The 19,236-nt window shown below is 33.4% G+C and carries 15 protein-coding genes and 5 pseudogenes; 12 read left to right on the plus strand and 8 right to left on the minus strand.

The features are described 5' to 3' along the window. The first annotated feature begins 9 nt into the window (after positions 1–9). Complete coding sequence (locus tag ABWU32_RS06165; RefSeq protein ID WP_191110956.1) at positions 10–372, plus strand: helix-turn-helix domain-containing protein; 363 nt, start codon at positions 10–12, stop codon at positions 370–372. Between the two features lie 150 nt (positions 373–522). Here ABWU32_RS06165 and ABWU32_RS06170 read toward each other — a convergent pair whose 3' ends face one another. After that, positions 523–1,605, minus strand: coding sequence for a hypothetical protein (locus tag ABWU32_RS06170; RefSeq protein ID WP_012673224.1), 1,083 nt, complete (start codon positions 1,603–1,605; stop codon positions 523–525). A gap of 198 nt (positions 1,606–1,803) precedes the next feature. Here ABWU32_RS06170 and ABWU32_RS06175 point away from each other — a divergent pair, with 198 nt between their 5' ends. The 6 genes and pseudogenes from ABWU32_RS06175 to ABWU32_RS06200 all read left to right on the plus strand — a co-directional run. Beyond that, positions 1,804–2,727 carry a hypothetical protein gene (locus tag ABWU32_RS06175; protein ID WP_012673225.1) on the plus strand — a complete coding sequence of 308 codons (924 nt, stop codon included), beginning with the start codon at positions 1,804–1,806 and terminating at the stop codon, positions 2,725–2,727. Positions 2,728–2,778: 51 nt separating this feature from the next. Next, positions 2,779–3,108, plus strand: coding sequence for a helix-turn-helix domain-containing protein (locus tag ABWU32_RS06180; RefSeq protein ID WP_007549995.1), 330 nt, complete (start codon positions 2,779–2,781; stop codon positions 3,106–3,108). Positions 3,109–3,130: 22 nt separating this feature from the next. Next, positions 3,131–3,505 carry a helix-turn-helix domain-containing protein gene (locus ABWU32_RS06185; RefSeq protein ID WP_007549999.1) on the plus strand — a complete coding sequence of 125 codons (375 nt, stop codon included), beginning with the start codon at positions 3,131–3,133 and terminating at the stop codon, positions 3,503–3,505. Between the two features lie 297 nt (positions 3,506–3,802). Next, the gene (locus ABWU32_RS06190; RefSeq protein WP_007551899.1) at positions 3,803–3,934 is read left to right on the plus strand and encodes an ankyrin repeat domain-containing protein; all 132 of its coding nucleotides are present in this window, start codon (positions 3,803–3,805) and stop codon (positions 3,932–3,934) included. 9 nt (positions 3,935–3,943) lie between these two features. After that, positions 3,944–4,165, plus strand: coding sequence for an ankyrin repeat domain-containing protein (locus tag ABWU32_RS06195; RefSeq protein WP_353278965.1), 222 nt, complete (start codon positions 3,944–3,946; stop codon positions 4,163–4,165). After that, positions 4,141–4,401, plus strand: a pseudogene (locus ABWU32_RS06200) (hypothetical protein); the annotation flags it as partial. The gene ABWU32_RS06195 and the pseudogene ABWU32_RS06200, both read left to right, overlap by 25 nt. Before the next feature lie 114 nt (positions 4,402–4,515). Here ABWU32_RS06200 and ABWU32_RS06205 read toward each other — a convergent pair. Beyond that, positions 4,516–5,344, minus strand: a pseudogene (locus ABWU32_RS06205) (IS630 family transposase). A gap of 234 nt (positions 5,345–5,578) precedes the next feature. On the opposite strand from ABWU32_RS06205, the gene ABWU32_RS06210 reads away from it, so the two are divergent. The 5 genes from ABWU32_RS06210 to ABWU32_RS06230 all read left to right on the plus strand — a co-directional run bounded on the left by ABWU32_RS06210 (position 5,579) and on the right by ABWU32_RS06230 (position 10,887). Beyond that, on the plus strand, positions 5,579–6,814 hold the full coding sequence (locus tag ABWU32_RS06210) for a hypothetical protein (protein ID WP_353278566.1): 1,236 nt from the start codon (positions 5,579–5,581) through the stop codon (positions 6,812–6,814). Between the two features lie 48 nt (positions 6,815–6,862). Then, complete coding sequence (locus ABWU32_RS06215; RefSeq protein WP_353278568.1) at positions 6,863–7,210, plus strand: IS630 transposase-related protein; 348 nt, start codon at positions 6,863–6,865, stop codon at positions 7,208–7,210. 28 nt (positions 7,211–7,238) lie between these two features. Then, the gene (locus ABWU32_RS06220; RefSeq protein ID WP_252154099.1) at positions 7,239–7,721 is read left to right on the plus strand and encodes an IS630 family transposase; all 483 of its coding nucleotides are present in this window, start codon (positions 7,239–7,241) and stop codon (positions 7,719–7,721) included. A 62-nt stretch (positions 7,722–7,783) separates the two neighbouring features. Further along, positions 7,784–8,638 carry a cell envelope integrity protein TolA gene (locus ABWU32_RS06225; protein ID WP_353278570.1) on the plus strand — a complete coding sequence of 285 codons (855 nt, stop codon included), beginning with the start codon at positions 7,784–7,786 and terminating at the stop codon, positions 8,636–8,638. Then, positions 8,638–10,887: a hypothetical protein gene (locus ABWU32_RS06230; RefSeq protein ID WP_353278572.1), complete on the plus strand. Its 2,250-nt coding sequence runs from the start codon at positions 8,638–8,640 to the stop codon at positions 10,885–10,887. The genes ABWU32_RS06225 and ABWU32_RS06230 overlap by 1 nt, the downstream gene beginning before the upstream one ends. Before the next feature lie 219 nt (positions 10,888–11,106). Here the strand turns inward: ABWU32_RS06230 and ABWU32_RS06235 are convergent. The 6 genes and pseudogenes from ABWU32_RS06235 to ABWU32_RS06260 form a co-directional block, all read right to left on the minus strand. After that, a pseudogene (locus ABWU32_RS06235) lies at positions 11,107–12,187 on the minus strand (IS481 family transposase). A 72-nt stretch (positions 12,188–12,259) separates the two neighbouring features. Next, positions 12,260–13,238: pseudogene (locus ABWU32_RS06240) on the minus strand (IS256 family transposase); the annotation flags it as partial. Between the two features lie 88 nt (positions 13,239–13,326). Next, positions 13,327–13,732, minus strand: a pseudogene (locus ABWU32_RS06245) (IS4 family transposase); the annotation flags it as partial. Between the two features lie 197 nt (positions 13,733–13,929). Then, a complete protein-coding gene (locus ABWU32_RS06250; protein WP_353278574.1) occupies positions 13,930–15,018 on the minus strand; it encodes a hypothetical protein in 1,089 nt (362 codons plus the stop codon). A gap of 212 nt (positions 15,019–15,230) precedes the next feature. Beyond that, complete coding sequence (locus ABWU32_RS06255; RefSeq protein WP_007549102.1) at positions 15,231–15,686, minus strand: Hsp20/alpha crystallin family protein; 456 nt, start codon at positions 15,684–15,686, stop codon at positions 15,231–15,233. Positions 15,687–16,128: 442 nt separating this feature from the next. Next, a complete protein-coding gene (locus tag ABWU32_RS06260; RefSeq protein WP_353278576.1) occupies positions 16,129–18,969 on the minus strand; it encodes an ankyrin repeat domain-containing protein in 2,841 nt (946 codons plus the stop codon). Positions 18,970–19,236 lie beyond the last annotated feature (267 nt).

The following is a 19,236-nucleotide window of genomic DNA, read 5'->3' on the forward strand; positions in this document are numbered from 1 at the left end:
ATACGTAAAATGACCATACAACATCCTATCGATAAGCAAATAGGTGAAAGAATAAGGAAAAGAAGGCTAATGTGTGGTTTTAGCCAAAGAGACTTAGGAAAAAAGCTTGAAATTTCATTTCAGCACATACAAGGATATGAAACTGGAGAAGTTAGACTTATAGTTGATAGGTTATATAAATTAGCAGAAGCTTTGTCCGTTGATATGTCATATTTTTTTACCAAAGCCTCTGAGGACTTGCATGATAAGGCCTTTCACAGCGATGTAGGCAGCGAAGAAATATCAAGATTAGTAAGAGAATATAGAAAAATTAAAGATGAAACATTGCGTGATATTGTGCATTCAGTGATAAAGGCTCTTGCTAACAAATAGTACAAATTTTAAAGTTTAGGTATTTTTTATAATATAAAACACTTCTACAAGCAATACTAATTAAGGTAAATTTTTTATGGTAATCTTAATTAAATTTCAAAAACTACTTTACTTTGCAATAATTATGGCTATGTAAAACATAGCCACCAATCAAGAACGTCCTACAGATGTCGTTTTGGTATCTTTTAATTTGCTCACCCAAGAAAAGGTCTCACTACTTTTAGAATTTTGGTCGCCCCACCTTCCACATCTAGTAAAGCTGCCTTTTTCCACTACTTCTTTAACAGACATTCCACCAAATAAACAACCCTTTCCTACGATTTCTCCTATTTCTTGCAACTCGTTCCACATTTCTTCATCTTCTACTTCAACTTGTACTTGATGATAGTCTTCTGTGTCATGATATACCATTAAATTTAGCTCTCCTAGGCTAGTGCAAAGTGTTACTGTAAAAGCGCTGTTATCGGATATATCTACGTAATTTCTTTTACCGTCTTTCCCAGTTTTGACCTCAACTTCACCATCACCTATTTTTATGATACTACCGCCAAGGTTTAAGTCTCCTTTACTTAAGCCCAAATTTTTTGCACCTTCTACAACTTTGGCAACATCAACTATGCAGCTATGTGAAAATTCAATATAGAAGGTCTTATTATCGATTTCTACATCTTCAACAGTTCCTTCTATAGTAGCGTCTTCTCCAACTTCCCTAAGTTTCTTGAGCCTACTATATATTTGTGGCTCAATTTCTTTTTGCACTTTTTGATACATTTCAGCTATTTTCTTATCAACTTGTACATTAAAATCTGCTCCATGTAAGGCTAACTTTCTGATTATATCTTCTTGTTTATTTTCTTTGAATTCATCACGATACATCTTAAACATTGTAACGTTAGTGAAGCTAAAGCCATCTTCGTTGCGAGCGTTTACTCTTATTCCTAAATCCAAAGCTTCATCGACGATTTTACTTAATTTGTCTAGATTTTCAGCTGCAATAGCTTTTTCCAAGAATTCATTTAATTTCACATTTTCATATTCACTTAGCCTTATCTTGCATAAAGCTGATCGAAATGGATTGAGCTCCTCAGGATATGTTAAGACAGGTAATTTACTAATCTTTTTATTCGCTGTTGGAGCAGCTTTTATAAAATTAGGTAATAACCCTTCTTTTGCTATTCGCTCTACCGCTTTTAACATTTTACTAGACAATTTTTTACCATTTATTTTTTTCATTGTAACCCTCACTTAATCTTATTAACATTCAATCATATCGTGATAAATATTATTTAATTGTTAATATTATACGACTTATTGATTTACTGTATATTATAATAACAAGTTTTGCGGGCATCTACACTAGAAAAACACATCCTATAAAAATTATTTCAGTTTCAACAAAAATGGGGTATCGTAATCGTAAAATTGAAAAAAATGGATATCCTATCTTACTCTACTGAAAAGCTGAAAAAGCATTGTCAGCTACTTGATGATGAAGAAAAAATAGTTCTATATGAGCAGCTGCTAGACAAGGCTAAAGATATACTTGAAAACTCAAGAGATGATATTGCAAAGTTGAAAGAGGTAAGCAAAGCAGTTGTAGCAATAGAGGAAACTACCGATAAGCAGTTACTAGAAAAGTTTAATGATGATCACCCGCTAAGAGAAGTGGACATTTTAATCTACTCTCCTCAAGGAAATACTGAATATCTATTCAGCATAGATAACTCATCAGAGCTTTATGATTTAAAAGAAGATAAAGAAAAAGCTCTTTATAATGCAGTAAAGTTAAATGATGTTGAGCTTGTAAAAAAGCTGCTAATGATCCTTTCACCTACAGAAGTAAGTAATTTTGACACGAAATACTTGGAAGAATTGAAAATATTGCTGTCAGGAATTCACAAAGAATTGCAATTATCACAAGATATGAAAAATTATCTTGAGAAGACGATAAAGTTCTATAGTTTTTTATGTAGTAATTTTAACTTACTAGTTACAAATCCTACTGACGTAAAAGCCATAATTGATCTATTTGCTGCTCAACCAAATATTGATTACCAAATAGATAAGCTTCTACTTTCTTTTATTGTAAGAGATGTTGAGGAAAAAAAGCTAAACTCTGAAATTAGTCATATGATAGAACTTCTTGAGCAACACGAAAGATTTGCTGAGCTCGAATACAAGGTTAGAAGATTAAGATCAGAGTTTGCAAGTGGCAAAAGCAGATACTCGGCTGAAGTAATACGAAATAGCATTGCAGAACGAGAAAAAGAGATGAGGGAAATTGAGAAAAAATACGTAAGGCCAAACGATTTAATTAGCGAGAGGCAGAAATTATTAAAGCAATTACTTTGCTAGCTTTTTTTCCACTTCATAAAATTTGTTGTAAATTTGAATAAGAGGTGAAAAGTGCAATTAGGTAAAAAAATAAAACAACTTAGGTTAGATCGTGCTTTGACACAGACCGAATTGGGAAAGAGAATAGGTGTTTCGTATAGACAGATACAAAAGTACGAAAATGGTTCAAATTGTGTTTTGGCCAGTAGATTATATGATTTAGCAAAAGCACTATCGATAGATGTTGCTAACTTTTTTACTGATATGCACACTGACTCACATGAAGCTTATGATGAAGAAATACTAAAGTTAGTCAAAGGATATAACGAAATTAAGAGCAAAAGGTTACGTAGTGCAGTTTATATATTGGTAAAATCTTTTTCTCAAAGTGATAATACATAGTTAATATTACCTGATACGTAAAATGACTATACAACATCCTATCGATAAACAAATAGGTGAAAGAATAAGGAAAAGAAGGCTAATGTGTGGTTTTAGTCAAAGAGACTTAGGAAAAAAGCTTGAAATTTCATTTCAGCATGTACAAGGATATGAAAGCGGAGAGATTAGGCTTGTAGTTGATAGGTTATATAAATTAGCAGAAGTACTATCGGTTGATATGTCGTATTTTTTTACCAAAGCCTCTGAAGACTTACATGATAAGGCCTTCCATAGCGATGTAGGCAGCGAAGAAATATCAAGGCTAGTGAGGGAATATAGAAAAATTGAGGATGAAACTCTGCGTGACATTGTTCATTTAGTGATTAAGGCTCTTGCTAATACAGGCTTTAAAGCATAAATTCTCTCCTTGAGTCGTTGAAGAAAACTTAAACTTTCATTTTCTTCATCATTTTGCTTTTCTTTCACTTTGATGCGTGTAGTTATACCCTACACAAAGTATAATGTTTTAAAAATAAAAACCTGCACCATAAAATATTGAGATTTAGAATATTAACTTATAAAGTCTTTTCGGCAGTTTTAGCGAGGGTTTATTAGCAAGGATGTTGGAGGTTAGCAATGACTATATCTGAAGGTGTAATACAGCGTATAAGGCATAATAATAAGAACGCGATAGGGGGATGATTTTTTGGTCAAGGTGGCTGTGCACCATCCAGCTAAGTTTGATAGCTTAGAAGTAACAAAATTTTTAGTAAATAATAAAGGTGTAAGTTTTAACGCTAAAACTAATGACGAAAACAAGCCTATTCATATTGCAGCTGATTTTTGAAATATCGATATTGTAAAATTTTCTCTTAATAAGGGAGTAGAAGTTGGTACAAAAGGTAAAAACAATTGGACTCCTTTGCATTATGCTACCAATAAAGGATATCTAGGAATTGTAAAGCTTCTAATAGAAAAGCAACAACAAGAATCATTTATTAATAATTCTAATATTAATAATTCTAAAACTACAGATCAGTCTACTATGCTGCCAAGGAAGGCCATTTACCATCTGTAGAATTTCTCATAGAAAAAGGAGCAAGAATTGATATTAAAAATTCCAATAATAGATCACCATTGGAACTTGCAAATGATGGAGGACATGAAGAAGTTGAAAATTTACTAAGAAATGAATTACTTCTTGATGCTGTCAAGAGAAAAGACCACAGTGGAGTAGAAGCTCAACTTGATAAAGGGGCTAATGTTAATTATGTACGTCGAGAAGATGGCTGTGCACCATGCTGTCAGTTATAACCATGAAAATCTTGAGTTTGTGAAGTTCTTAATAGGGAAAGAAAAGGTGAAATTATTTAGCACCAAAGATTAAAGAAGATATAGTATAGCTCTTTTCATAATAGTCCGAAAAGCTTATAGAAAAGCGGAATCAACAGCATGACGAAAAGATGTGAATAGAGGGATGTTTTTCCTAGCTCTGTTTTTTATAGCAAACCAATGATGCTCAATTTTGTTAAAATCGGGAGAATAAGGCGGTAGATATAAAATTTCTGCGCCAACTCCTTTAGCAAATCTTATTAGACTTATGAAAAGTAGCATTATCAAGTTTGTCCAGGTTTCAAAATCGGTGTCAGAAACTGTTCAAACCATTTATTAAAGATATCCATATTACAGTGGCCTTCAAATGTTAACGGAACAACTATTTTTCTGCCGTTTAAGGCTGCAATCATACTGATTCGTTGAATTTTTTTACCAGATTTGAGAGCATAAAACCGCTGTCCCTTCTGGCAATATCCATAAGGGTAGTCCTCGGTGTTATCAATGCCAGACTCATCTATATACACTAAGTTTTGAGGTTCTTTTGTTGCTATAATTTTCAAAAATTCAGCGCGTTTTTCTTCGTTTCTTTCTTTGTATCCATATGTCTTTTTTTGCGTCAATTTTTTTAAGAGCTCGATGGATCGTTGGGATACTAACATTGCTCCAAAGCTTAGCCATTTCCGATACCACCATATTTTTTAGCAAATTCAGTAAATTTATTCCAGTCAGTAATTTTGTGATTATAACCTCCATTTCCAAGTTTTTTTGACTGAAAATCTCCTGTTTCTTTTCTTCTTTGCTGCCACTCCCATAACGTAGTTCTTCCAATTTTAAATCTTGCTGCCACTGTTTCCCTGCTTTCTCCTTCTTCTAGTGCTTCCATTGCTTTTTTTCTTAAATCATAACTATATGCTGCTGGCATACTTACCTTCACCTTCACTACTATAAAACCTTATTTTACCTCGTTTGGACTATTATGAAAAGAGCTATAAATGGGAGGCAGCCAAGAAATTTGAAATTAGTTGATTTGAGAGAAATACCGATGCTGTGGAGTGAGCAGATAAAAAGATTTTATGGTCTTATTATTATGTAAAAGGTATTGACTGATAACCTTATGATAGTTAAAGTATGCTTATTGTATAGCTAGAGAGATAGTATGCCGAGTTTTTTTGATAAGCAATTTAGTGAACAGGTAAAAGAAGCGATAGATAGAAATGATCCTAAGTTACTGCAGATATTATTGAGCACTAAATATTGTCAATTATGGGAAGATTGGCTTACTCACTCCATACTTTCTTATAAAATTATTGGGATAACTCAAACTTTAAAATATCAATTGCCTATTAATATAATTGCTGCACAAAAGCAAGTTTTAGACAAAAACTTCGGCCGTCTTATACATGGCAGGTTACCGACCAGAAGTAACATTGCACAGCCTGATGAACTTTTAGATGTAAGAGCAAGTAATGGTGATGTAGAAAAAGTAAATAAAGAATTAGAAAATGTGGAGCGGGAAATACTGCAAAGATATAAGCCTTTTAGGCATGAAACTGTAGAAAATAAATATCAAGTATTCAACGTGCAAGACATGTTTGATCCAGCAGGAAGATTTGTTTATTCTTATGATGGCGATGATTATACAGAAGGGAATAAGTATTTAAAGGAAATTACTGAAGTATTTAAGAGCAATCTTGCTTTGCAGCCAGTGTTAAAGTTAGATGTATCCGATCATTATAATAAAGTATATGGTGATATGTATACAAAGATTACTCAAGAATATCAGTTGAGAATTAGAAATGGTCAGGCAATTCGTCTTTTATATGAAGGTAATGAATCACTAGTAAAGAAGCTTGATGGTTTAAGGAATGGTGATAATAAATTAAGGTCGATATTAACCAGTATTAGTAAAGAAGTAGTGAATGGAATACGTAATGGTGAGTTTATTGAGGAAGTCTATGATAAATTAATCGATAACGTACTTAATGCTGCAATTGAGGAAGGACATCATCCTTTATATCAAGAATTTAACAACATGGAAGGAGATAAGGGGCAAAAGATTGGAATAATAAAAGAAAGAATAAAGGAACAGGTCAAGAAAAACAATAGGCATGAACTTTTAAAAGAGTATATGGAATATGCTGCTGATAAAGATCAACCTAGTATGCATATCATAAGTGTGTTGATAGTCAATGGTGCATCTTTATTAGCAAGTTGTGTTATAGATCCGAGCACAAATCAATCAATTACAATAAAGGAGAGGTTGCAAGGATTGGGGGAAGAATATAAAGCTCTAATAGATAAATCGATTTTTACAGTAATGAGAAAGGTTCATAAATTGCTATTTGATTTTTCGATTGTAGGAAAGGAAGAAGTAGATTTACTTAAACTATAGTATTTCCTAAAGTAAATGATAAAGGTATAATAAAGTATTTGAGTTATAATGGCATATAGTGTGGATTTAAGGGAAAAGGCAGTATTGATGATAGAAAAAGGCAAGACAAAGGTTGAGATAGCAGAGCTCATGGAGATAGGAATAGCAACTCTGTACCGCTGGTTAAAAAAGAAAGCTGCTGGTGAAAGCCTAAAGCCATCTAAAAACGGTAGCTTTATTCGAAAAATAGACCCAAAAATACTCGAAGAATATGTTACAAAGAATCCAGATCATACTCTGGCAGAGATGAAACAAAATCTTGGATTTGGAATAAATTCAATTTGGTATAGACTAAAACAGCTAAAAATTACTTTAAAAAAAAGTCACACTATATCAAGAACGCAATCAAGAAGATAGGCAGGAGTTTATTGATAAAATCTCAAAAATAGACCATTCCAGCATCTTATATATAGATGAAGCAGGAGTTGATAATAAGTTATACCGAGAATATGGACGTGCTCCAAGAGGAAAGAAAATTTATGCAGATATTCCAGGGAGAACTCGAGAGAGAATCAGTATAGTAGCCGGGTGGATTGGAATGAGATTTATTGCACCAATGACTTTCAAAGGTGGGTGTGACAAAGAGGTATTCAATATATGGTTGGAGAAGATGTTATTACCTAAATTGCCACTTGGCACAACCATAGTTATGGATAATGCTACATTTCATAAGACCACTAAAACAAAATCATTAATAGAGTCTTTTGGCTGTCATGTGCTGTATCTTCCAACATATTCACCAGATTTGAATCCCATAGAACACTGTTGGCATACCATCAAAAGCCGCCTCAGACCTCTAATGTATAAATGTACAGACTTACAACTTTTGGTTGGTAATACCATAATGGAAATTTATCATTCATTTTAGAAAATACTATAGTATCAGAAACTCCTTCCGAAGACGGGTCTTTTGTAAAAAGTGGGGAGAAGGTGCCATTACTAAATGAGATAGGTGGTCAGGGTGAAAGAGAGTTTATGAGTCTATTGAAAACTTGCGTAGAAAATATTAATACTCGTAATACTTCATTTTTTGGTTCAATTTTAGAATTTTTTGTAGGTAAAGCTGAACCATCTGAAAAAGATCGTGAAGAGGCATATGCCAAACTTTATGAGTGTATTGAGGTTGGTTACTTAGCAATAAGAACAGGATGTGATAGAGTAATAGTGGATTATATAAATGAGATAGAAGAGGAAGCAAGAAAATCTAACAATCCATATCTGAAGAAGTTGTATAAGAACTTTCTCACGCTTTTATATGATTATAATGACCTGCCTAAATCAATGTATATTGCTAGGTTTTGTAGATATATTTCCCGTACAATAACCTGGAGTCCAGCATGGGAGGAAATATTAACAGGACCTGGTTATCGTACAGATGTAGGAGAATGGTCAAAAAACAAGTTTGAAGAGGTAGAAAAAGCAGAGAGAGATGAAGTGAGTATAAGACTAGCAGAATCAGAAGCTAGCAACAGAGCATCAGAGCAAAGTAGAGAACAAGAAGCTCAAGCAAGACAAAGGGCAGAGCAAACGGCAGAACAAAATGCTCAAAGGGCAGAACAAGAAACTCAAGCAAGACAAAGGGCAGAGCAAACGGCAGAACAAGAAGCTCAAGCAAGACAAAGGGCAGAGCAAACGGCAGAACAAGAAGCTCAAAGGGCAGAACAAGAGGCTCAAAGAGCAGCTAGACTTGAAGAGATGTTAAGAAGAATGGGAGTCGATCCAGGTACTGCTTTGGATGATGTAAATGTAAGCCAAGGTGCAAGCACAGAAGTTGAGAGAGGTTAATGGAACCAATTTTTCCTGAATATACATTTGGTAGTGTTAGTTTACCTTTATGGCAAAACAATATAATTAGACGTTTTTCTGAACATAGAAAATATCGGGTACTTTTGTGGGAGTTTGGTCCTACTTTATTTGAGCATTTATGCAAACAAAAAGGTTTTGATTCTAAGGTACTACTACAAAAGAATAAAGATGGTGAAGTATTAGAAAATGAAAGCCTGATGTTACTTGAAGCATTTGGTGAAATGAAAGTGTATTGGTGGTGGCCATGGAGTAAGAAAATAAAAGATGTTGAGCTGACTAAAGAACAGTGGGAAAGAGCGATAAATTACGATAGCTACTCTTTTTTGCAGAGGTTAGTGCTTAGCATATTTACAAATGTGATAGTACATCAATGGCATATTGTTCAATATGGATATATTTATAATTATCAACAGCTAACAAAGGAGGGATGTATGCTGGATACTGGAAAAGACATAGGAAAAAGAGTATTAGGAGCAGGAGCTACGGCATTAGGTGTAGGAGTAACACTAGGGGTAGGAGCGATAGTTGCAGGATGTTCTTATTTTGCTGGTAGAAATACTGCAGAAGTAGGAACGCTCGCAATAGCAGATAAGTTTAGTAGTCTGATTAGGGCAGTTATTTTAAGTAATAACATTGATAATGATTCTAATACCACTTTAAATGAAGCACTGGAATCATTTGAATTAAAATGGTTACTAATGAATCTTGATATAAGCCTGAAAGATGTAGAAGCGGGTAAAAAGAGTAAAGAAGAACACAATAGATATGCTAAGGATAGAATTAATGATATTAAGAGACTGTCATTAAAGTATCATCCAGATGTACAAGCAGGTATACAAAATGCAAATAGTATGCAACAGAGAATTAATGCAATACTGAAAGCACTAAATAATGTACATGATTATGTAATGAAAGAAAAGCAAGGGTATGGTTACATATATAGATTATTTGGAGAAATTTCAGTCAATCTAATTAATAGCGGTCAAGATTTATTTAAGATAATCAATATAGCTGCATGTAATAAGTTGCATTATATAGCGTATTGGGAAGAAGGAAGGTTAATGGAATCAAGGAATCAATATTTGGAAGAAGTAAGAGAACACTATATAAAGCCATTAAAAAATAACTTAGGTTTTGTGAAAAAGATACTTAATAAGGAAATGTCTATAAGAGAAGCAAGAAACATTCTTGACTCAACAAAAGGGATAAGAAAGAAATTTGAACAACGTAATGAAGAGTATCAAAAATTCTATGAAGAGATTTGGGTAGAAAATCTAAAATCGTTAAGTAAGGAGTGTAAAAATTGTAAAGAGTTGGAGATAATAAAGTTAGAAGTGGGTAAGTTATTAAAAGAGGGTGAAACACAATACAAAATATTGAAGAGTTATAAGAAAGATAAAGTACAACCTGATGAAATATTTGTAGAGCCAATATTGGAGTATGCTGATTTGATAAATTCATACTACAAATTGATAGTAAAATTGTGTGAGAATATAGAAAATTGTTTCCGTTGGGATAATAGTGATTTTTTTGAGCAACAGAAATTTGTGTTAGGAGCAGATGAAACCGAATTTACTGAAATAAGTAAGGAGTATATAAAAAAGCTCTCGTGTCAGGGATTATTCAAATTTGCAAACCTTATGGTAAATTACTATTATAATAAGGAAAATTGCAAAGGGTTACAAGAGGTGGTAGGTAAGTATTACAACGGCGGTAATCTAAAAAGGAGAGAAATAGGAAATATATCAGTTTTTGCGCTAAATCAGTTAACAGATTTGCTTGAAAAAAAGTTTGAGAAAAAAGAAACCTTTTTTGAAAAAGAGAAGAAAAGAACAAAAAAAGCAATAGAAGAATCAAATGATATAAGGAGGCGCATAGAAGAAATAGAAGTTAGAATTAGAGCATCAGAACAAAGTATCGAACAGTCAATTCAGGCAAGACAAAGGGCAGAGCAAACGGCAGAACAAAATGCTCAAAGGGCAGAACAAGAAGCTCAAGCAAGACAAAGGGCAGAGCAAACGGCAGAACAAGAAGCTCAAGCAAGACAAAGGGCAGAGCAAACGGCAGAACAAAATGCTCAAAGGGCAGAACAAGAGGCTCAAAGAGCAGCTAGACTTGAAGAGATGTTAAGAAGAATAGGAGTCGATCCAGATACTGCTTTGGATGATGTGAATGTAAGTCAGGGTGCAAGTGCAGGAATTGGGAAAGGTAGTGGGGCTGGTGTATAAGTTTTTTGAGTGGTTTTTTCAAGTATGCAAGAGAGAGCACTAGGTAGGAGATACAAGCTTTTTTATTGGTAGAATATTTTAAAAAGGTTCTCTCATTTAGCATCACAAAAAATTCAATGATTGACTCTTTCTAAAATTGCAAAAAAGATCGTATATTTGTGAGAACAAGCCGCGTAAAAATAAGGTGTAAAAGACAAGACTTGACCTGACAGACAAGACTTAACTGACAGGATAATTGAGGTAGTTAAAACTAATATCAGTCTCTTGTTTAATGCTACTAATATTTTTCTGAAAAGCAATATGTTTGCTATCAAGAAAAGTTTGTACAGGTGTTTTACCATAGCAATATTTACCCGAGTGAGCTCTTGTTTCGTTGTAAGAACGCAACCAATAATCAACATCGATCTGTAGATCTTCTAAAGAACTATAGATTTTCTTTCTAAAGATGATATTGTAACACTCATCTTGCATAGTTCTATGAAACCTTTCACATATGCCATTAGTCTGTGGAGAGTTGGCTTTAGTTCTAGAATGATCAATGTTTTCTATTCCCAAATAAAGCTGATAAGCGTGATTTTCGAGCTTGCCACAATACTCCGTACCCCTATCAGTTAAAATGCGTAATAATGGAATTTTCTGCTCATCAAAAAATGGAATGACTCTATCGTTGAGAAGATCTGCAGCTGTAATAGCTGTTCTGTCCGTGTAAAGTTTAACCATTGCAACTCTAGAATAAGTATCAACAAAAGTTTGCTGATAAATTCGCCCTATACCTTTGATATTACCCACATAATAGGTATCTTGAGAACCCAAATAACCTGGTCTCAATTTCACCATGAGCTTCCCTTTGTTCTTTCACTTTTTCTAAAGCTGCAAGTTGTTCTTCAGTTAAAACAATTCCGTCTTGAGCTACTTTTGTCTCTAGTGCTTTAAGTCTCTTTTTGAGAGTTTCAAGGTCATTTCTGAGCCATACAGACCTTACTCCTCCCTGAGAAATTATTATACCTCTTTTTCTCAGTTCATTTGCAGCTCTTTCTTGTCCATATGCTGGAAATTCTGTTGCTATACTAATCACTGCTCTTTCTATATCGTCGGAAACTCTGTTCGCTAATAGCGATTTTTTCTTACTTATTTCATGTAATGCTTCCTCTCCTCCATTTTCATATAACTCCTTAAAGCGATAAAATGTATCTCTTGAGTATCCCATCACTTTGCATGCTTGAGATACATTTCCTAGTTGCTTTGCTAGTTCTAATAATCCTAGCTTTGGTTTTAATATTTTTGTCTGTACTGTACTCATTTTTAACACTCCTTATTTTCATTATTTTATAACTTACTTTTTTAAAGTGTCAGATCAAGTTCTATCTAATACACCAGATAAACTTTCCCAATTGTTCTGCCAAGATTTCACAACTAATGGATACTTTTCGCCCCATTTTTCCTCTAGCTCAAGCAAATAATTTTCTGCAATTTCTTTACTTGTAGCACGGTATATTTTTTTCAAATCATTCATGAAAACTTTTGCTCGATACGTATTTCAGAGAGTTCCTTATTTGATGTACTACACATAGCTGTACTTCCACATTAGGAAATACGCTATTTATAGCTGCAGGAAAGCTTTTTAGGCCATCGACACAAGCTATCAAAATGTCTTCTATTCCTCTCTCTTTCAAGTCATTTAATACGCCTAACCAGAAGCTAGCTCCCTCGCTTTCTGCTAAGTAAAAACCCAGTACTTCTTTTCTGCCATTTTGGTCTATTCCTAATATGTTATACATGCACTTACTTACACAGCGACCGTCTTCTTTTATCTTAAAAAACATCCCATCCATAAATACTATTGGATACACTGATTGCAGTGGACGACTACGCCATTCATTGATTATAGGTAGTAATTTATCTGTAATTCCAGATATCTCTGCTGCAGATATTTTATGGTCATAAATTTCTTCCACATATGATGCTATATCTCTGTATCCCACACCACTTGCAAACATGTTCAAGACCTTTGTTTCAAGTTCTGGATGTAGGCTTGTTTGCCTTTTTTTCACTATCTGTGGTTCAAAACTTCCCTCTCTGTCTCTTGGTGTCAATAGTTCAAATGAACCTGCACTTGTCTTCAAAGTTTTTCCATTCCTTCCGTTTCTACGATTGTTTTCTTCGCTTTCAGTAGATAAATGATGTTCTATTTCACCTTCCAAGCTTGCTTCAAGTAGCCTTTTTACAAATGGCGTTAATGCACCGTCTTTTCCCATTAATGGTCTACCTTCTCGTATAGACGACAAGATATTTGTTTCTAATTCTTTATAATCTACCAAACCAGTAGTTCTATTTGCTATTCTTTGACTCATGTCAAACCTCCATTTTTATCTCAATTATATTTTATTTCTCGGTTTGACACACTTTTTTGAACATTCCCTTCATTTTAGAAAATACTATAGTACCATACCCTTTATACAGATTTTTCATACTGTTAGGCAGAGCTACTATCCAATAACTCGACGCTTTTAAATTGCTGCAAGATTCTACAATCAATTTGCAGGGTATTTTTAAATAAAGCCATAGATTCATTGTACATTCTCTTCATAAATTCTACTGCTTCTTTAGTAAACCTGAAATCTAAACCCTGTTTCGTTATTATCACAGATTCTTCATTTAATAATTGGCACATTGTATCTATGCTGCAGTTTGAAACCCCTATATTACCCAAAATTATAGCTTTTATGAATGATGAACCACTCAATTTTCTCTTCCTTTTTATAAATCCTGTTTCAATTGATATTTCATTTGCTCTCTCATTGAAAAATTTGTTGAGGTAATTTGATAAGCAAGTTATTTTATTCATCATTAGTTCTCTCACTAAAATATATCCGAGAGAACTTATACCTTGTTATCCTATCTTCTTCATACCTTTATTTCCTTAACTTGACGCGTATGCTTCTTTGAACGCTCTCACATTCCCTAACCAGATACAACTATAACTTTTATTGTTTAATAACATTTGTGCCATTCTCTCTAACTTGAGCTTATGGTTTAAAGTACTTAATGACCAAGAGCATAATTATCACTACAAATAGGTGGTCTTAGGCTTTCAAGATGACTATTTACTTTCAGCGAATCGTCCAAATCATGCTCTATTTTTTGTGTTTTTATCTCGAATTTAAATCCTAATTTTTCGCAGAATTTTTGAAAATATTCTTTAATAATATCAAACAAGTTTCTACTTTCCCCTTTATAATTTTTTAGTTCCTTAGGAATAGTAAGTAATAATTTGCCATCTTTATAGGTTACACCATCTTTACCATCTTGAGACTCAAGTACAAATTCAAGTGAAGTCGATAGATCGCATATTTTTTCTCCTGGGTTATCAAACTTCGTTACGAACACTAACATATCAGATTTTACTTTTGTACTGATTGGATCAGCACAATCAATACACATTGTTTTATTCTTGCTATATTCCCCTTTTAATCCATATTCCAAGAGTGAACTTTCAAGAATAGGGATGCTTACAGCAAATTCATACCCCGCTTGGTTACAATTAGTGATTATTTCTTCTAAAATAGGGTCATTCGGAACACTTGCTTCTGCGTATTGGAACATTTCCTTAAAGACTTCTTTTACAAATGGGCGATAGTTCTTATTCTCATCTCCTACTTTTAGTAATAGATGCAGATGCTCTCTTCCAGCATTGTAAAATCTCTCAAAATCTTTCCCATATGAGGTGGTTTTCTGATAATCAGGAATTTCAGAATTTTTGCAGTGACTTTTCCATAATTCACATAACGCATTATGTGCAAGTTCCTTTTCAAGATCCTTGAGGACTGAATCAACAAAAGCTCTACCATAATCTGTATCTATTTCTCTTTGTTTTTCTCTTGCGGTTTCACTACTGTATATATCATAACTATTAAAAAGGTTGCTTTTGCGATATTGAGCTCCTTCAATTAATGCAGAGGTTAAAACTGTATCTATAATTTTTCCATTAATAACAAAGTTCATTCTTGGAAAATCGAAATACATTGTTTCACCAGAGTTTGCTGATTTATTGCTCTCACCAGCCTTTAATTCACTAAAACCAAATTCTTTAATTTTAGCCTTCAATGTAACTATTGGATTTGCCTCACTCATACTCCCTCTTTCTTCAAAGTCAATTATACCATAAGAGTTATTAATAGATTATTGACAATATGTAAGCTTAACAAAGGCTTTACACTATCTGTATAATAAATACGCTAAGACAAAAATTTAGATCTAGAAAAGATAATTGAACTTTATTACATTCCATCTATAATAATTTAAAGTAGCAAGCCTCAAACTAGAAGCCTGCTATTACTTACTGGTTACTTTACATCAATTCTCTTGATATGTTTCTCCGACTTAGGTATGGTTACGTGCAATATTCCATCTGAAAAATTAGCAGACACTTTATCTTGCTCTACATTTACTGGAAGCTGAATAGACCTATAGAAAGATCCATAGTATCTTTCTCGATGGTAAAACTGCTTATCTTTTGACTCGTTATTACACGTCTTTTCACCCTTCACTATTAAGCTGTCGCTAGATATACTAATGTCTATGCTTTCTTTGGAAATACCTGGTAGCTCTAGTGAGAGACAATAGCTTTCTTTTGTTTCATAAAAATCGCAAGCTGGTAATAGACTACTACCTCTTCTGGAAAGCTCTGAGTCCCATCCTGTAAAGAAGCTATCAAATATGTTATCAACGGCTCTTTGTAGTCCTCTTACACTAAAGTTATCACATTTATTGTTTTTATTTGAATGAACTATATTACTCATGTTGTACCTCCTTTCACTAATATATGCATTACGTAATCATTCTACTTACTAATTTCAATCCTAAATCTAAAGTCAGAGCTTTTGTTAGATGTGAAAAGTTGTTCCAATTTACTATGACTTGATTATGAGAAAAAAATCTTATTTGGATTACCATGGGTAATGCTATAAACTAGATTAATTGTAGTACGTAGAGTTATTGCATTCCTCCCATTTCTGCGATTATTTTCTTCATCTTCATTTGATAAGTATTTTACTTTCCAAACTTACCTCCAATGATTTATTTAATATTCCCCAACTTTTAGTGCACTAAATTTGCTCATTTTTCCTTAACTTGACACGTATACTTTTTTGAATATTTCCATAAAACCTTTAAAATAATCTTTAAATTACTAAAGCCATTACTTAATGTTGAAAGTAGCTTGTTCTGCTATTTTTCCTTAACTTAAACGTACTGTACTTGAGATGTACTTGAGGTAATCACTACATTGTTAATATTAGTATTAGGATTACTGATGCTAAGAGGGTTACAAGCATCTATCAAAATTCTTAAGTCTTCGTTACTCAGGTAGCTAAATATTTTTTCAGTACAGTCATATGGTAACTCAGGAAAATTGTTAAAGAGAAAATGGAAAATTTTATTGCCTTGTTCAAGTAACTCTTTTCTTTCCATACCCTTTCTGAAATGACTTTCGATCATACTAGCATATATTGGAAATTTTGTTTTATAGTCGTCTGATTTTAAAACCTGCACTATATTTTCATTCCTCATATATATTGCTAATGAGCTTGTACCTTTTGCCAAGATATCATAAAATGAAATGTTAGGATTATTAATCTTCTCACTCTTCATCCTTGCTATTTCTTCCTCACATTCATCCTGAAAGCCACTTATTTCACCACTGATACTCATTGATAGTAAATTTTTTTCACTTACATATAAATTTGCGGTTTTCATTTTAACTATGTGGCGTTTAAGAGCTTCAGCAGTTACTTCACACGAACAGACACCACGATCAGGATCGTAATAACCATCATCATCAGAGTCATAGTTGTTGAGTTGACTATAGAATGACCTTATACCAGCCATAGCAGAATCAAGTGGTGTATGATTATTTCTACTCGTAATATTAATATCAGAGCCATATTCCAAAAGAGTTGTAACAACTTCTTCATGTCCTTCTTTAGAAGCAATGTGAAGTGCTGTTCTGCCATACTCATCTCTAGAGTTAATATCAGCACCAAATTTCAAGACAGTCTCAATAATTTCCTGGTAACCTTTTTGAGCAGCCAGGTGCAGTGGTGTTATGTCACTTTTAATTTTAGAACCAACTTTAGCACCGCATTCTAGCAATACTTTTACAACCTCTTTATGGCCTTTTTGAGTTGCAATATGAAGCGCAGTTATTCCATCTTTTTGCTTAGCGTTTGCGTTAGCTCCTTTGTTCAAGAGCATTTTGCTAATTACTTCATTTCCTTGTTGAGCAGAAAGATGGAGAGGTGTTATATCACTTTTAACTGTAGAATTAACATCTGCATTATATTCTAAAAGAGCTTCAACAACTTTCGTATATCCTTTCTGAGCAGCAGCATGAAGCGTCGTAATACCATTTTTGGTTTGAGCATTTATATTAGCTCCCTTACTTAGAAGCAGTTTAGCAATTTCTCCCTTAATATTAATATCAGGATCTTCATTAGTAAGAAATCCAAAAAAACCTTCACTCTCACTTAAAGCAGTAAAATGCAATGCTGTTCTTCCATATTTATCACTAGCGTTAATATCAGTATCGTGTTGCAAAAGAGCTTCAACGATTTCTATGCATTCCTTCTTAACAGCAATATTCAATAGCTCAGGATTATCTTTTACATTAGCTCTATTAGTTAAAAGTAGCTTGGTAATTTTTAAATCGGCATTCTCAGTAGCATAAAATATTGGAGTTTTTCCAGTTTTGTCTTGAGCATTTATATCAGCTCCATAGCTTATCAATAATTTAGCTACTTCTTCCTGTTTGTTTTTGGCTGCACTATGTAAAGGTGTAAAACCTTCTTTAGATGTTGAATTGTGTAACGTATTAACATCAGCACCATACTTCAATAGGTCTTCAACAATTTTCAAATATCCTTTTTCAACAGCAGCATGTAATAACTTAGGATTATTTGCATCTTCGAGATTAACAATAAGACCATATTCTAGAAGAGCCTCAACAATCTTTTTATACTCTTCTCCATAGCCGTGCACTGCGATTTTAAGAGAGCTTCTGTTACTTTGATGATTAATATCAGGACAATACTTTAAAACATCCTCAACAATCATTAAATATCCTTTTTCAACAGCGAGGTGTAGTGTGGTTTTACCATCTTTGTCCTGATTATCAACTTTAGCTCCATGTTGTAAGAGCAGCTTTACAACTGTTTTACGTCCTGTTTTGGTAGCAATATGAAGTGGCGTTAAATTACTATTTGTGCTAGCATTAATATCAGCACCTTTATTCAAGAATAATTTCACAGCTTCTTCATTGCCTAGTTCAGAAGCAAAATGTAGTGGCGTATATCCTTCCTTCAATGTGAAAGAATGAGTACAAGCACCATGGTTTAGAAGATCTTCGGCAATATGCATATATCCTTTCTTAGCAGCAATATGAAGAGGGGTTATACTATCTTCCCCTTTAACATCAACATTAGCACCTCTACTTAAAAGCAACGTGATAACTTCTTTACTACCTTTTTCAACAGCAAAGTGCAGTGGTGCATAACCTTTTTTCCATGTTGAAGTACACACACAATTAACATAAGCTCCATATTTTAAAAGATGCTCAACAATCTGTAAATACTCTCTCTCAGCTGCAATATGAAGAGGAGTTATACCATCATTGCTTCTGACGTTAATGTTAGCTCCACGATTTAAAAGTAGTTCGGTAATTTCCATTTTCTTATTTTCAATCGCATTGTGAAGCGGAGTTCTGCCATACTGATTTTTAGCATCAATGTTAGCACCTCTGTCTAGAAGCATCTTAACAATTTCTATGTCACCATTTATAGCAGCAAAATGAAGTGGAGTATTAGAAGGTTTTTTGTTTTTGCTGTTAACTTTAGAACCGTTTGTTAAAAGTAGTTTAGTAACCGCTGTATGTTTATTCTCAATAGCATCACGAAGTAAAACATATCCTTCTGACCATGCTTGTGAATAAGATAGTCCAAAAGAATTAATTAACTCCCTTGCTCTTTCTAGTCTTCCTTCACGAACTGCAGAAATTAAACTGTAGCTTGTATTATCATTGCCTAGCATAACTACTTACCCTCCAGATTATAACATTTTCCTTATATTAATATAATCATAAATAGATGATATATTATCCACAGTATATAATATAAGTCAAACTAGTTTAAACATAATATTTTTAATATCTTGCAGTGTTTTAGTTTCTGTAATAAATCCAGGTGTTTACGTATACTCTCCTTTAACGCAATAAATATGTCTAATAGAATAAAATGGTAAACTTGTAGCTGTGATGTGGAGTATAAAGTAGCCCATGTACCAAAAATTTGTACTTTT

This window comes from Wolbachia endosymbiont (group A) of Udea olivalis, from assembly GCF_964028365.1.
In the GTDB taxonomy this organism is placed as follows: Bacteria; Pseudomonadota; Alphaproteobacteria; order Rickettsiales; family Anaplasmataceae; genus Wolbachia; species Wolbachia pipientis.

What these genes read in the sequence shown, in the direction of transcription:
- ABWU32_RS06255 (WP_007549102.1), bottom strand. Translation starts at nt 15,686, where the DNA reads ATGAGTAATATAGTTCATTCAAATAAAAACAATAAATGTGATAACTTT.
- ABWU32_RS06210 (WP_353278566.1), top strand. Translation starts at nt 5,579, where the DNA reads ATGCCGAGTTTTTTTGATAAGCAATTTAGTGAACAGGTAAAAGAAGCG.
- ABWU32_RS06230 (WP_353278572.1), top strand. Translation starts at nt 8,638, where the DNA reads ATGGAACCAATTTTTCCTGAATATACATTTGGTAGTGTTAGTTTACCT.
- ABWU32_RS06175 (WP_012673225.1), top strand. Translation starts at nt 1,804, where the DNA reads ATGGATATCCTATCTTACTCTACTGAAAAGCTGAAAAAGCATTGTCAG.
- ABWU32_RS06250 (WP_353278574.1), bottom strand. Translation starts at nt 15,018, where the DNA reads ATGAGTGAGGCAAATCCAATAGTTACATTGAAGGCTAAAATTAAAGAA.
- ABWU32_RS06165 (WP_191110956.1), top strand. Translation starts at nt 10, where the DNA reads ATGACCATACAACATCCTATCGATAAGCAAATAGGTGAAAGAATAAGG.
- ABWU32_RS06185 (WP_007549999.1), top strand. Translation starts at nt 3,131, where the DNA reads ATGACTATACAACATCCTATCGATAAACAAATAGGTGAAAGAATAAGG.
- ABWU32_RS06215 (WP_353278568.1), top strand. Translation starts at nt 6,863, where the DNA reads ATGGCATATAGTGTGGATTTAAGGGAAAAGGCAGTATTGATGATAGAA.
- ABWU32_RS06170 (WP_012673224.1), bottom strand. Translation starts at nt 1,605, where the DNA reads ATGAAAAAAATAAATGGTAAAAAATTGTCTAGTAAAATGTTAAAAGCG.
- ABWU32_RS06260 (WP_353278576.1), bottom strand. Translation starts at nt 18,969, where the DNA reads ATGCTAGGCAATGATAATACAAGCTACAGTTTAATTTCTGCAGTTCGT.